Source organism: Pusillimonas noertemannii, assembly GCF_003096595.1.
In the GTDB taxonomy this organism is placed as follows: Bacteria; Pseudomonadota; Gammaproteobacteria; order Burkholderiales; family Burkholderiaceae_B; genus Pusillimonas; species Pusillimonas noertemannii.
In genome coordinates, this window is record NZ_QEKO01000003.1 from 97,529 (window position 1) to 110,296 (window position 12,768).

The following is a 12,768-nucleotide window of genomic DNA, read 5'->3' on the forward strand; positions in this document are numbered from 1 at the left end:
ACTTCTACGTGGCGGGCCCCTTCGCATGGTCCGGCGGCAAACCTGGTCAGGTCGGGAACGAAGCAGCCATAGTCGCTCAGGATCAGTGCCGAAGCCAGGCTCGCCACCCTATTTGCGCCATCCGCCCGCCAGTGCCTCAAGCCGTGTCTAATCCGGTACACTTTTCCTTTGTCTTCCGATCGCCTTCTGATACGGGTCTTCCTGCATGACATATCTGGTGCTGGCGCGCAAATGGCGGCCGCGTTCGTTTGATACTCTGGTCGGACAGGACCACGTGGTCCGCGCGCTGAGCCACGCCCTGGCCACCCAGCGCCTGCACCATGCCTGGCTGTTCACCGGCACCCGCGGCGTGGGCAAGACAACCCTGTCCCGCATTCTTGCCAAGTCGCTCAATTGCGAGAACGGCATTACCGCCACGCCCTGCGGAAGCTGCCGGGCCTGTGTCGAGATCGACGCCGGCCGCTTCGTCGACTATCTAGAGCTCGACGCCGCCTCCAATCGCGGTGTCGACGAAATGACCCAGTTGCTCGAGCAGGCCGTGTATGCGCCCAGCTCGGGCCGCTTCAAGGTCTACATGATCGACGAAGTCCACATGCTTACGGGGCATGCGTTCAACGCCATGCTCAAGACGCTCGAAGAGCCCCCGCCGCACGTCAAGTTCATCCTGGCCACCACCGATCCGCAAAAGATCCCCGTCACCGTCCTGTCGCGCTGCCTGCAGTTCAATCTCAAGCAAATGACAGCCGAGTCCATCGTGGCGCACCTTCAAGAGGTGCTGGCGCAAGAAGGCATCCCGTTCCAGGCGCCGGCACTTCGGCTTATTGCCCAGGCGGCTTCGGGCTCCATGCGCGACGCCCTGTCCCTTACCGACCAGGCCATCGCCTACAGTGCCGGAGACCTTACCGTCGAGGCCATGCAGGGCATGCTGGGCACCATCGACCAGCGCTATCTTGCGCGGCTGCTGCAGGCCCTGGCGGCGGGCAGCGGCACCGAAGTGCTGCGGGTCGCCGACGAGCTCGCCACCCGGGGCCTTTCCTATTCGGGTGCGCTGGCCGACCTGGCGATATTATTGTCCCGCGTGGCCATCCAGCAGCGTATCCCCGGCGCCGCCGATCCGGCCGAGCCCATGGCCGACGCCATTGCCGAGCTCGCCGGAACAATGCATCCCGATCTCGTCCAGCTGTTCTATTCGGTGGCCGTGCACAGCCGCAACGAGCTTTCCCTGGCGCCCGACGAATACGCCGGCTTCGTCATGGCCTGCCTGCGCATGCTGGCGCTCGCCCCCAAGGCGCACACGGACGGTCCGGCTGGCCCCCAGGGCGAGCCCTCCGGCGGCAAGCCTGCGCGGGCAGCATCGGTCGACGGCGGTCCGTCCACCCAGCCGGCGGCCGCTGTCGCCCAGCCGGCCGCCACCGATTCCGCAGCGGCTCCGGCGGGGCAGGCCACAGCTGAAGTCCGGGCCCCCGCCGATGCGTCCGCTGGCTTCAAGCCAGCTTCGGTTCCTGCGGCAGCCCCGGTTGCCGAGCCTGCTCCGCCCTCGGGTCCTTCGCCCGTTGCCGCGCCGCTTTCGCACGGTGCCGCGGCCCGCGCGTCTACGCCTGAAACAAGCCGGCAAGAAAGCCCCGCGCTTGAAGACGCTACGCCGCCTAAGCCGGCGCCCGCCGGCAATTCATCCGCTGAAGCCGGGCCCGAAGCCCGGTCCGATTCAAGCGCCCCCGCGGTCCGTGCCCAGGCGGCCGCGCCAACGCCTCTGGGAACTCCAGAGCAGGTTCGGCCACAGGCAGCGCCGCAGCCGGCGGCCCCGGCCCCTGAAGCCGCTGCCCCGGGCCAGCCCGACGACGTCCCCGCTTGGGAAGACATCCCTCCCGATGCTCAGGCGGCACAGTTAGAACCCTACGACGAGGCCGACTATGGGCCGGACGGCGGGTTCTCCACCGAGGGCGCCGGGAGCGTTTTCATCGCCCCCGACGACGCCGCCGCGCAATGGGTGCCCGACACGCCTCTGTTCGAGGCCGAGCGTCCCAAGGCACGCTCGCCGCGGCTCGCACAAATGACGGCCAAGGCGTGGCCGGCCCTGGCCGCCAAACTGCCGGTCACCGGCCTGGCGGCCGAACTGGCGCGCCAGAGCGAATGGCTGGGCGTGCAAGAAGACCAGGTCAGGTTGCGTGTTGCCGTGCGCACCTTGGCGGCCACGGCGGGCAAGCAGCGCTTGCGCACCGTGCTGTCCGAGCATTTCGGCGCTGTCGTGCAGCTGGACGTCGAGTTCGGCGCCACGGGCGAAGAAACCGCGCACGCCGTGGCCCAGGCCGAAAGGGCGGCGCGCCAGAAGCAGGCCGAAGAGGCCGTGCAGCAAGACCCATTCGTGCAGGCCCTGATCGGCGAATTCGGCGCCCAGCTCATTCCGGGCTCGGTAAAGGCCGTATACGACAACCGGGCCGCATAGCTCATTTCACTACACAGGAAACATTCTCATGATGAAAGGACAGATCGCCGGCCTGATGCGTCAGGCGCAGCAAATGCAAGAGAACATGAAGAAAGCGCAAGAGGCGCTGGCCGACGTTCTCGTCGAGGGTGCTTCGGGCGGCGGCCTGGTCAAGGTCACCATGACCTGCCGCAACGACGTCAAGCGCGTGGCCATCGATCCCACCCTGCTCGAAGAAGACAAGGACATGCTCGAAGACCTTCTCGCCGCCGCGGTCAACGACGCGCTGCGCAAGGCCGAAGCCACAGCCCAAGAGAAAATGTCGTCGGTAACGGCCGGCATGCCCCTGCCTCCGGGAATGAAGCTGCCTTTCTGATCAATGTCGTCCACGCTGCCCGAACCCGAGCCGCTCAAGGCGCTGATCGAGGCCTTGCGCCGTCTGCCGGGCGTCGGCGCGCGTACGGCGCGCCGCATGGCCTATCACATGCTTCAGCACGACGTTGCAGGCGCCCAGCACCTGGCCGCGGCGCTGGGCGATGCCGTGCGCGACCTGCGCCATTGCGAGCGCTGCAACGGCTTTTCCGACGAGGCGATATGCCCGGTATGCGCCAATCCCAAGCGTGATCCCTCTCTGCTGTGCGTGGTCGAGACGCCGGCCGACCAGAACATGATCGAATCCAGCCACGGCTACAAGGGGCTGTACTACGTGTTGATGGGAAGGCTTGCGCCCCTCGAGGGCGTGGGGCCGGCCGAGCTCCAGTTCGACCGCCTGATCAGGCGGGCCTGCGACGGCGAGGTGCGCGAGGTGATCCTGGCCACCAATTTCACGGCCGAGGGCGAAACCACGGCCCATTACCTGGCTGAATCACTGCGCTCGCATGGCTTGGCGGTATCGCGGCTGGCCAGGGGCGTTCCGGCGGGAAGCGAGCTGGAATACGTGGACGCGGGCACCATCGCCTGGGCGCTGATGGAACGGCGCAGCTCTTGAAAAGCGCCGCACCCCGCATATAGGCCGCTCTCTTTGCATGTATCGGCGCAGCGCCCGTGACGAAGCGTGCGCCAGACGCCGGCGCGGCCGCTATCTTTAAATCGTATCGACCGAAGCCCCCGCCCGCACCTGTTCGACCAGGTCGTCGAGCTTGGCTGCGTCTGCCGAGAAGATCCGGATGCCTTCGCCCAGCTTGTCGCTGGCCATGGCGTCCATGTTCAGTGTGGTGCGGAACAGCACTTCGTCCATCACGATGCGTTGGGGCGGATTTTGCACCGCGGTGCTTGGATCGAGCTGGCGGCTGAGGGGCTGGGTGCTGCCGGCCAGTTCGCCCAGCAACTCGGGGCTGATGGTCAGCAGGTCGCAGCCCGCCAGGGCACGGATCTGGCCGATGTTCCTGAAGCTGGCCCCCATGATTTCGGTGGGGATGCCGTGCGCCTTGTAATAGTGATAGATGTTGCGCACCGACAGCACGCCCGGGTCGGAAGGGCCGGCATTGGCCGCTTCGTCCCATTGCTCGCCCGCCGCCTTTTTATGCCAGTCGTAGATGCGGCCGACAAACGGTGAAATGAGACGGACCTTGGCCTGTGCGCAGGCAACAGCCTGGGCCAGCGAAAACAGCAGTGTCAGGTTGCAGTCGATGCCCTCGGCCTGCAGCGCTTTGGCCGCCTGGATGCCTTCCCAGGTGGATGCGATCTTGATCAGCACCCGCTCGCGGGGGATGCCGGCCAGCCGGTACAGCTCGATGATCTGCCGGGCGCGAATGACGGTTGCCTTGGTATCGAAGGACAGCCGCGCGTCGACTTCGGTCGAGACGCGGCCGGGCACGATCTGGAGGATTTCGCGGCCGAAGGCCACCAGCAGGCGGTCGACCAGTTCTTGCAGCGGCGCGCCCGGGTGCTCGGCCACCGTGCGCTCGAGCAGCGGCCGGTAGGCGTCTTTTTGCACGGCCTTGAGAATGAGCGAAGGATTTGTCGTGGCGTCGGTGGGACGATGCGCCTGCATCGCCTCGAAATCACCGGTATCGGCGACGACCGTGGTGTATTGGCGCAGGGCTTCGAGTTGATTGGACATGGATACGAATCTTCTTTGGGCGTTTGGCGCCCCCGGGGTATCCGAGGGGGCACACTCATAGTATAGGCGTAAAGCACAAGGCGCCGCCGAGGGTCGCCTGCAACTAAAGTATAATTGGAGGGTTTACTTACTGACTTTATAACCGGGGTTTAGCGTTGCTGCCGTCACTACTTCCCGAGGGGTCCGATTCGACTCCTCCCGCAATCCTGGCCTTGGCGGACGGTACCATCTTCAAGGGCGTCTCGATCGGCGCAGATGGACATACCGTCGCCGAGGTCGTCTTCAATACCTCCATGACGGGCTACCAAGAGATCCTTACCGATCCCAGCTACAGCGGCCAGATCGTCACGCTTACCTATCCGCACATCGGCAATACCGGCATCAATGGCGAAGACGTCGAGTCGACGCGCGTCCATGCGGCGGGGCTCGTCGTGCGCGACTGCTCGCTGCGCGTATCGAGCTTTCGCTCCACCATGTCTTTGCCCGCCTACCTGAAACAGCAGGGCGTCGTGGCCATTTCGGGCGTCGACACCCGCAAGCTTACCCGCATCCTGCGTGATGGCGGGGCCCAGGGCGCCTGCATCCTGGTGGGCGACGACGAACAAAAGGCCGTCGCGCTGGCGCGCGGTTTTCCCGGCATGGCCGGGCAAGACCTTGCCCGCACCGTGTCCACCAAAAGCATAGAGTCCTGGAGCGAAGGCACCTGGAAGCTGGGTTCGGGCTATACCCAGATCGGCCAGGGCCAGCACCACGTGGTCGCCTACGATTTCGGCATCAAGTCCAATATCTTGCGCCTGCTGGCCGATCGGGGCTGCCGCATCACCGTGGTGCCGGCGCAAACCCCCGTCGACGAGGTGTTGGCGCTCAACCCCGACGGCATCTTCCTGTCGAACGGCCCGGGCGACCCCGAGCCCTGCGACTACGCCATTGAAACCGCAAGGGCGGCCATCGCGCGCAAGATTCCCTTGTTCGGCATCTGCCTGGGCCAGCAGATCATCGGGCTGGCCGTCGGCGGCAAGACGGTCAAGATGAAGGCCGGCCATCACGGCGCCAACCACCCGGTGCACGAGCTCGGCACGGGCAGGGTGTTCATCACCAGCCAGAATCACGGCTTCAACGTCGATGGCGAGTCGCTGCCGGGCAATGCCCGCGTCACGCATGTGTCGCTGTTCGACGGCACCCTGCAGGGCTTCGAACTGACCGATGCGCCTGCCTTCTGCTTTCAGGGCCACCCCGAGGCCAGCCCCGGCCCGCACGACATCGTCGTGCTTTTCGACAAATTCATCAGCCTCATGGCCCAGAAAAAGTAATTCAGCACCATGCCAAAGCGTACAGACATAAAAAGCATACTCATCATCGGCGCGGGGCCCATTGTCATCGGACAGGCCTGCGAATTCGATTATTCCGGCGCGCAGGCGTGCAAGGCGCTCAAGGCCGAGGGCTATCGTACCGTTCTGGTCAACAGCAACCCGGCCACCATCATGACCGACCCGGAAACGGCCGACGTCACCTACATCGAGCCCATCACCTGGCAGGCCGTAGAAAAAATCATCGAACGCGAAAAGCCCGATGCATTGCTGCCCACCATGGGCGGGCAAACCGCTCTTAATTGCGCGCTCGACCTGGCGCGCCATGGCGTGCTCGAAAAACACGGCGTCGAAATGATCGGCGCCAATGCCACGGCCATCGACAAGGCCGAAGACCGCCAGAAGTTCAAGCAGGCCATGACCGATATCGGCCTGGAATCGGCCAAATCGGGCGTGGCACATACCATGGAAGAGGCCTGGGCGGTGCAGAAGCGCATCGCCGAAGAAACCCGTTCGGCGGGCTTTCCGGCTGTAATCCGCCCCAGCTTCACGCTGGGCGGCACGGGCGGCGGCATTGCCTACAACCAGGAAGAGTTCGAGGTGATCTGCCGCCGCGGGCTCGAGGCTTCGCCCACCAACGAGCTGCTTATCGAAGAATCTTTGCTGGGCTGGAAAGAATTCGAGATGGAGGTTGTGCGCGACTGCGTCGACAACTGCATTATTGTCTGCTCCATTGAAAACCTCGACCCCATGGGCGTGCATACGGGCGACTCCATTACCGTCGCCCCGGCCCAGACGCTGACCGACAAAGAATATCAAATCATGCGCAACGCCTCCATTGCGGTGCTGCGCGAGATCGGCGTCGACACGGGCGGCTCGAACGTGCAGTTCGCGGTCAACCCGGACAACGGCCGCATGATCGTCATCGAGATGAACCCGCGGGTGTCGCGTTCGTCGGCCCTGGCTTCCAAGGCCACCGGCTTTCCCATTGCCAAGGTCGCGGCCCGGCTGGCGGTCGGCTATACGCTCGATGAGCTCAAGAACGAGATCACCGGCGGCGCCACGCCGGCATCCTTCGAGCCCACCATCGACTACGTCGTCACCAAGGTGCCGCGTTTCGCGTTCGAGAAATTCCCCCAGGCCGATTCGCGCCTGACCACCCAGATGAAATCCGTGGGCGAGGTCATGGCCATCGGCCGCACCTTCCAAGAATCGTTCCAGAAGGCCCTGCGCGGCCTCGAGGTGGGCGTCGACGGCCTCAATCAAAAAACCACCGACCGCGAAAAGCTGCAGGTCGAGCTGGGCGAGCCCGGCCCCGAGCGCATCTGGTACGTGGGCGACGCCTTTGCACAGGGCTTCAGCCTCGAAGAGGTGTTCGGCCTTACGCACATCGATCCCTGGTTCCTGGCCCAGATCAAAGAAATCGTCGACATCGAGCTGGCCCTCGAGCAAAAGACGCTGGCCGATCTCGACCGCGACACGGTGTGGCAACTGAAGCGCCGCGGCTTTTCCGACCGCCGCCTGGCCTTCCTGCTCGACACGTCCGAGTCCGAGTTCCGCAAGCTGCGCCATGCGCTGGACGTGCGCCCGGTCTACAAGCGCGTCGACACCTGCGCCGCCGAGTTTCCCACCAAAACCGCCTACATGTACTCCACCTACGAGGACGAGTGCGAGGCGGCGCCCACCGACCGCAAGAAGATCGTCGTGCTGGGCGGAGGGCCGAACCGCATCGGGCAGGGCATCGAATTCGACTACTGCTGCGTGCATGCCGCGCTGGCCCTGCGCGAAGATGGTTTCGAAACCATCATGATCAACTGCAACCCCGAGACGGTGTCCACTGATTACGACACCTCCGACCGCCTGTATTTCGAGCCCCTTACGCTTGAAGACGTGCTCGAGATCGTGCACAAGGAAAACCCGGCGGGCATGATCGTTCAATACGGCGGGCAGACGCCGCTCAAGCTGGCGCGCTCGCTCGAGGCCAATGGCGTGCCCATCATCGGCACCAGCCCCGAGTCCATCGACGTGGCCGAAGACCGCGAGCGCTTCCAGAAGCTGCTCAACAAGCTCGGCCTGCGCCAGCCGCCCAACCGCACCGCGCGCACCGAGGGCGAGGCCATGGCGCACGCCGCCGAAATCGGCTACCCGCTCGTCGTGCGGCCCAGCTATGTGCTGGGCGGCCGCGCCATGGAAATCGTGCACGAGCCGCAAGATCTCGAGCGCTACATGCGCGAGGCGGTCAAGGTCAGCAACGATTCGCCCGTGCTGCTCGACCACTTCCTGAACAACGCCACCGAGGTCGACGTCGACTGCATCGCCGACGGCGAAGTCGTCTTCATCGGCGGCGTCATGGAGCACATCGAGCAGGCAGGCGTCCACTCCGGCGACTCGGCCTGCAGCCTGCCGCCGTATTCGCTGTCCGACGAGACCATCGCCGAGATCGAGCGCCAGACCGCGCTGATGGCCCGGGCGCTCAATGTCAAGGGCCTGATGAACGTGCAGTTCGCCATCCAGAATGGCGACGTCTACGTGCTCGAGGTCAACCCGCGCGCCTCGCGCACCGTGCCCTTCGTGTCCAAGGCCACCGGCCTGCAACTGGCCAAGATTGCGGCCCGCGTCATGGCGGGCCGTTCGCTGCAGTCCCAGGGCGTTACCCGGCAGGTCGTTCCCGGCTACTTTTCTGTCAAGGAAGCCGTCTTCCCCTTCGTGAAGTTCCCGGGTGTCGACACCATTCTGGGCCCCGAGATGAAATCCACGGGCGAAGTCATGGGTGTCGGCGAAAGCTTCGGCGAAGCCTTCGTCAAGTCCCAGCTGGCCGCCGGCGTGGCCCTGCCCGAATCGGGCGTGGCCTTCATCAGCGTGCGCGACCAGGACAAGCCCCGCGCCGTCGAGGTGGCCCGCGGGCTTATCGCCCTGGGCTTTACGGTGGTGGCCACGCGAGGCACCGCGGCGGCCATTGAAACAGCCGGCCTGGCGGTGCAGGTGGTCAACAAGGTCACCGAAAGCCGGCCCCACATCGTCGACATGATCAAGAACCAGGAAATCTCCCTGGTCATCAATACCGTCGAAGAGCGCCGCAACGCCATCGCCGATTCGCGCATGATCCGCACCAACGCCCTGCAGGCGCGCCTTACGTTCTTTACCACCATCGCCGGGGCGCGCGCCGCCGTCGAAGGCCTGCAGTATCTGCGCCAAGGCGGCGGCCTGAAGGTCTATCCGCTGCAAGAGCTGCACGCCAGCCTGCATTAGACCGCACAGGCGCGTTCTCGCTGCACCAAGGGCGACGGCATTGCCGTCGCCCTTTCTTCTGCCGTGCCGCTCTTGCGCACCGGCGGGGCCTGCGCGTAAACTCTGGCCCCAGCGCTGCTCCTTCAATCAATAATCAATAAGGCATGGACAATGTCGCAATCTTATTTCCCCCGCTGGAAGCCTGTACTGAACAAGAGTGAAAACATGGTGGTGCAGCCCGACGAGTACCTGTCGGCGCCGCAGAGCCTGGCCATGGGCGCCCAGCACGTCGTGGCCATGTTCGGGTCCACCATCCTGGCCCCGCTGCTGATGGGTTTCGACCCGAACGTCGCCATATTGATGTCGGGCATCGGCACGCTCATCTTCTTCCTGTTTGTGGGAGGCCGGGTGCCCAGCTACCTGGGCTCCAGTTTCGCCTTCATCGGCGGTGTCATCGCGGTAACCGGCTATGCCGGCGCCGGTCCCAATGCCAATATCGGCCTTGCCCTGGGCGCCATCATCGTCTGCGGCCTGGTGTACACGCTGATAGGCCTGGTCGTCTGGTGGCTGAATGCCCGTTCGGGCGGCGGCGCCCAATGGATAGACCGGCTGATGCCGCCCGTGGTCACAGGCGCCATCGTTGCCGTCATCGGCCTGAACCTGGCGCCCATCGCGGCCCGGGGCGCCATGGGCGGCAGCACCTTCGAGGCCCTCATGGCGCTTCTTACCGTACTTTGCGTGGGCGGGGTCGGCGTCTATACGCGCGGCACCACCCAGCGCCTGCTGATACTGGTGGGCCTGCTGCTTTCCTGCGTCATTTACGCCGTGCTGGCCAACGGCCTGGGCCTGGGCAAGCCGCTGGACTTCAGCGGCGTGGCGACGGCGCCATGGCTGGGCCTGCCGCACTTTGCCAGCCCCGTATTCAATTTCCATGCCATCAGCATCATCGCTCCCGTGGCCATTATTCTCGTGGCCGAGAACCTGGGCCACATCAAGGCCGTCAGCGCCATGACGGGCCGCAACCTGGACGTCTACCTGGGCCGCGCCTTTGTCGGCGACGGGGTGGCCACCATGATATCGGGCTCGGTGGGCGGCACGGGCGTGACCACCTATGCCGAGAACATCGGCGTAATGACCGTGACGCGCATCTATTCCTCGCTGGTCTTCGTGGTGGCGGCCTTCATCGCCATCTTGCTGGGTTTCTCGCCCAAGTTCGGCGCACTCATCCAGCTGATTCCGGGGCCGGTGCTGGGCGGCATGTCGGTCGTGGTGTTCGGCCTCATTGCCGTGGCGGGCGCCCGCATCTGGGTTGTGAACCAGGTCGACTTCAGCGATAACCGCAACCTTATCGTCGCGGCGGTCACGCTGGTGCTGGGCGCAGGCAATTTCTCCATCGCCTTCGGCGCCTTCAAGCTGGACGGCATCGGAACGGCCACCTTCGGCGCCATCATTTTGTACGCTCTGCTTAGCGCCTGCCGCGCGCGACGCTGAGTCCGGCGCGGGCAAACCAAGGGCTTGTCACAAAACGGCAATAACCCGGGGCAGGGGGGCTTGCAATTTGCCCCAACTTTGCCGACAATAACTTATGCACCCCCGGTTCAGGAGAGCCGGGGTTTTGCTTTAAATCATAAAAACTCCTTGTTTTCATAGTTAAAGAGCCAGCTCAAGAACCCAACTTCCAGTTAGTCCTTGCTGATCGCCGCCGGTGCTCCACCGACGGCACTCTTTACAGAGGCGCTCCCTCGTTGCGGAGCGTCTTTTTACTTTTCATTCAGGAACACCATGGCTGCCATACCATTGACAGCAAGCGGCGCTGAACGCTTGCAACAAGAACTGCATCGCTTGAAAACCGTCGAGCGCCCCGAGGTCATCAACGCCATCGCCGAGGCGCGGGCTCAGGGCGACCTGTCCGAGAACGCCGAGTACGAAGCCGCGCGCGAGCGCCAGGCTTTTGTCGAGGGCCGTATCCAGGAGCTCGAGGGCACGCTTTCCAATGCGCAAATCATCGACCCCACGGCGCTCGACGTCGACGGCACCGCTGTGTTCGGCGCAACCGTCGAAATCGAAGACCTCGAGTCGGGCGAGCGCCTTACCTACCAGATCGTGGGCGATGCCGAGGCCGACATCCGCGCCAACCGCATCTCGGTCTCCAGCCCTGTGGCCCGCGCGCTTATCGGCAAGGCCGAAGGCGACGTCGTCGAAGTCAAGGCGCCTGCCGGCATTCGTGAATACGAAGTGGTCGGTATCAGTTACATCTAAGCGCCGGCCGGTGCGGCCGCGTTCGCAAAGCCAGGCTTGCGGACGTGTAAAATGGCCGGCCGTTGTCGTCGCTTTACAGGCATTCATGCCAGGGCCCGGCGGGCATAAAGCCCCGGGGCAAAAAAAAGCCCACACAATCGTGTAGGGCTTTATTGTTTCTGCGCTGTATTGCTATTTCCGGCCGCCCCGGCGACTGAAGCGGGCGTTTATCGCTTGCGGGTGTCTGCGGCCCTGCCGCGGCGCACGCCGGCGCGCAGTGTCAGGGCGCTGCCTGTGCTGCGGCGCGGAATGCCATGGGCGGGCGAGGGGGCCTGTGCGGCCCGCCGTGCGGGCCGGGCGCCCGAAGCGCCCTCGTCGGCCGGGCGACGAGGCTTGCGGGCCGGCTTTGCGCCCGAGGCCGCCTGTTTTTTGGAAACATAGGGCTCGGTGGGCTTGCGGCGCGCCCGCGTGGCGTTGCGGGCCTGTTCTTCGGCTGCGGCTTTTTCTGCGTCGGGCCGGTAGATAATCAAGGTTTTGCCCAGGTGGTGCACGGCGGCGCACGACAGGGCGTCGCAGATGGTTTCCAGGGTGGTGTCGCGCTGGGCGCGCTCTTGGCCATTGACCCTTATTTTTATAAGTTCATGGGCCGTAAGATTGAGGTCGATTTCTTTAAGAACGGCCGGAGTCAGGCCCTTGTCGCCGATCATGACGACGGGATGCAGCGGGTGGGCGGCGGCGCGCAGGGCGCTGCGTTCTTGGGATGTAATGTCTAGTTTGGGCATAATGGAATTGTACGGGAATGGCCAAGAAAAAATTCTCAAAAAACTGGATTCAGCAGCACATCAATGATCCATATGTGAAATTGGCGCAACAAAAGGGCTACCGCGCCCGCGCCGCCTTCAAGCTGCTCGAGATCATCGAGGCAGAGAAACTGATGAACAAGGGCGACCTCGTGGTCGACCTGGGGTCGGCTCCCGGCAGCTGGTCCCAGGTGGCGCGAGAGCGCCTGGCCGGGCCGGGCGGCGTGGTGCAGGGGCGCATCATCGCCCTGGACATGCTGCCCATGGAACCCGTTGCCGGTGTCGAGTTCATCCAGGGCGATTTCCGCGACGACGCCGTGCTGGCGCAATTGAAACAAATTGTGGGCGATTCGCAGGTCGATCTTGTGATTTCCGACATGGCCCCCAATTTATCCGGAGTGGGTTCGGCCGATTCGGCTCGTATCCAGCACGTATGCGAACTGGCGCTCGACTTCGCCCTGCAGCATCTGCGGCCCGAGGGCGCCTTGATCGTCAAGGCGTTCCACGGCAGCGGCTTTTCCCAGATAGTCGAGTTGTTCAAGCAGCATTTCCGGCGGGTCGTCGAGCGCAAGCCCAAGGCTTCGCGCGATAAATCGTCTGAAACATTTCTGGTTGCCCGAGGCCTGAAAGCCCGGGAAAACCAAAGCGACGTTCGTTCTGTCGGGTTAGAATGAATCATTCAAGTTCCTGATCGGCTGCCAAGAACGCGGG

The 12,768-nt window shown here is 64.3% G+C and carries 10 protein-coding genes and 1 other RNA gene; 9 read left to right on the top strand and 2 right to left on the bottom strand.

Annotated features, from left to right (window positions below):
- Positions 1-10 precede the first annotated feature (10 nt).
- The 4 genes from ffs to recR all read left to right on the top strand — a co-directional run bounded on the left by ffs (position 11) and on the right by recR (position 3,410).
- Positions 11-108, top strand: an RNA gene (gene ffs / locus C7440_RS11595) — signal recognition particle sRNA small type.
- Between the two features lie 97 nt (positions 109-205).
- Positions 206-2,443, top strand: a complete 2,238-nt coding sequence (locus C7440_RS11600) for a DNA polymerase III subunit gamma/tau (RefSeq protein WP_017524687.1) — start codon at positions 206-208, stop codon at positions 2,441-2,443.
- A gap of 28 nt (positions 2,444-2,471) precedes the next feature.
- Entirely contained in the window at positions 2,472-2,798 is a 327-nt protein-coding gene (locus tag C7440_RS11605) for a YbaB/EbfC family nucleoid-associated protein (RefSeq protein WP_017524686.1), read from the top strand.
- Positions 2,799-2,801: 3 nt separating this feature from the next.
- Positions 2,802-3,410 (top strand): recombination mediator RecR, encoded by a 609-nt coding sequence (recR, locus tag C7440_RS11610; protein WP_017524685.1) that lies wholly within the window; start codon positions 2,802-2,804, stop codon positions 3,408-3,410.
- A gap of 96 nt (positions 3,411-3,506) precedes the next feature.
- Here the strand turns inward: recR and tal are convergent, their stop codons facing one another.
- Positions 3,507-4,484 (bottom strand): transaldolase, encoded by a 978-nt coding sequence (gene tal, locus C7440_RS11615; RefSeq protein WP_017524684.1) that lies wholly within the window; start codon positions 4,482-4,484, stop codon positions 3,507-3,509.
- Positions 4,485-4,639: 155 nt separating this feature from the next.
- Here tal and carA point away from each other — a divergent pair, with 155 nt between their 5' ends.
- The 4 genes from carA to greA all read left to right on the top strand — a co-directional run bounded on the left by carA (position 4,640) and on the right by greA (position 11,278).
- Positions 4,640-5,794 carry a glutamine-hydrolyzing carbamoyl-phosphate synthase small subunit gene (gene carA / locus C7440_RS11620; protein ID WP_165832557.1) on the top strand — a complete coding sequence of 385 codons (1,155 nt, stop codon included), beginning with the start codon at positions 4,640-4,642 and terminating at the stop codon, positions 5,792-5,794.
- Between the two features lie 9 nt (positions 5,795-5,803).
- Positions 5,804-9,040 carry a carbamoyl-phosphate synthase large subunit gene (gene carB, locus C7440_RS11625; RefSeq protein ID WP_116518641.1) on the top strand — a complete coding sequence of 1,079 codons (3,237 nt, stop codon included), beginning with the start codon at positions 5,804-5,806 and terminating at the stop codon, positions 9,038-9,040.
- A 150-nt stretch (positions 9,041-9,190) separates the two neighbouring features.
- Positions 9,191-10,510 (top strand): solute carrier family 23 protein, encoded by a 1,320-nt coding sequence (locus C7440_RS11630; protein ID WP_116518642.1) that lies wholly within the window; start codon positions 9,191-9,193, stop codon positions 10,508-10,510.
- A 291-nt stretch (positions 10,511-10,801) separates the two neighbouring features.
- Complete coding sequence (greA, locus tag C7440_RS11635) at positions 10,802-11,278, top strand: transcription elongation factor GreA (RefSeq protein ID WP_116518643.1); 477 nt, start codon at positions 10,802-10,804, stop codon at positions 11,276-11,278.
- A 206-nt stretch (positions 11,279-11,484) separates the two neighbouring features.
- Here the strand turns inward: greA and C7440_RS11640 are convergent, their stop codons facing one another.
- Positions 11,485-12,039: a YhbY family RNA-binding protein gene (locus C7440_RS11640; RefSeq protein ID WP_116518644.1), complete on the bottom strand. Its 555-nt coding sequence runs from the start codon at positions 12,037-12,039 to the stop codon at positions 11,485-11,487.
- A gap of 17 nt (positions 12,040-12,056) precedes the next feature.
- Between C7440_RS11640 and C7440_RS11645 the strand changes: the two genes are divergently transcribed.
- Entirely contained in the window at positions 12,057-12,731 is a 675-nt protein-coding gene (locus tag C7440_RS11645) for an RlmE family RNA methyltransferase (protein WP_116518645.1), read from the top strand.
- Positions 12,732-12,768: the final 37 nt, after the last annotated feature.

What these genes read in the sequence shown, in the direction of transcription:
- C7440_RS11600 (WP_017524687.1), top strand. Translation starts at nt 206, where the DNA reads ATGACATATCTGGTGCTGGCGCGCAAATGGCGGCCGCGTTCGTTTGAT.
- C7440_RS11605 (WP_017524686.1), top strand. Translation starts at nt 2,472, where the DNA reads ATGATGAAAGGACAGATCGCCGGCCTGATGCGTCAGGCGCAGCAAATG.
- recR (WP_017524685.1), top strand. Translation starts at nt 2,802, where the DNA reads ATGTCGTCCACGCTGCCCGAACCCGAGCCGCTCAAGGCGCTGATCGAG.
- tal (WP_017524684.1), bottom strand. Translation starts at nt 4,484, where the DNA reads ATGTCCAATCAACTCGAAGCCCTGCGCCAATACACCACGGTCGTCGCC.
- carB (WP_116518641.1), top strand. Translation starts at nt 5,804, where the DNA reads ATGCCAAAGCGTACAGACATAAAAAGCATACTCATCATCGGCGCGGGG.
- C7440_RS11630 (WP_116518642.1), top strand. Translation starts at nt 9,191, where the DNA reads ATGTCGCAATCTTATTTCCCCCGCTGGAAGCCTGTACTGAACAAGAGT.
- greA (WP_116518643.1), top strand. Translation starts at nt 10,802, where the DNA reads ATGGCTGCCATACCATTGACAGCAAGCGGCGCTGAACGCTTGCAACAA.
- C7440_RS11640 (WP_116518644.1), bottom strand. Translation starts at nt 12,039, where the DNA reads ATGCCCAAACTAGACATTACATCCCAAGAACGCAGCGCCCTGCGCGCC.
- C7440_RS11645 (WP_116518645.1), top strand. Translation starts at nt 12,057, where the DNA reads ATGGCCAAGAAAAAATTCTCAAAAAACTGGATTCAGCAGCACATCAAT.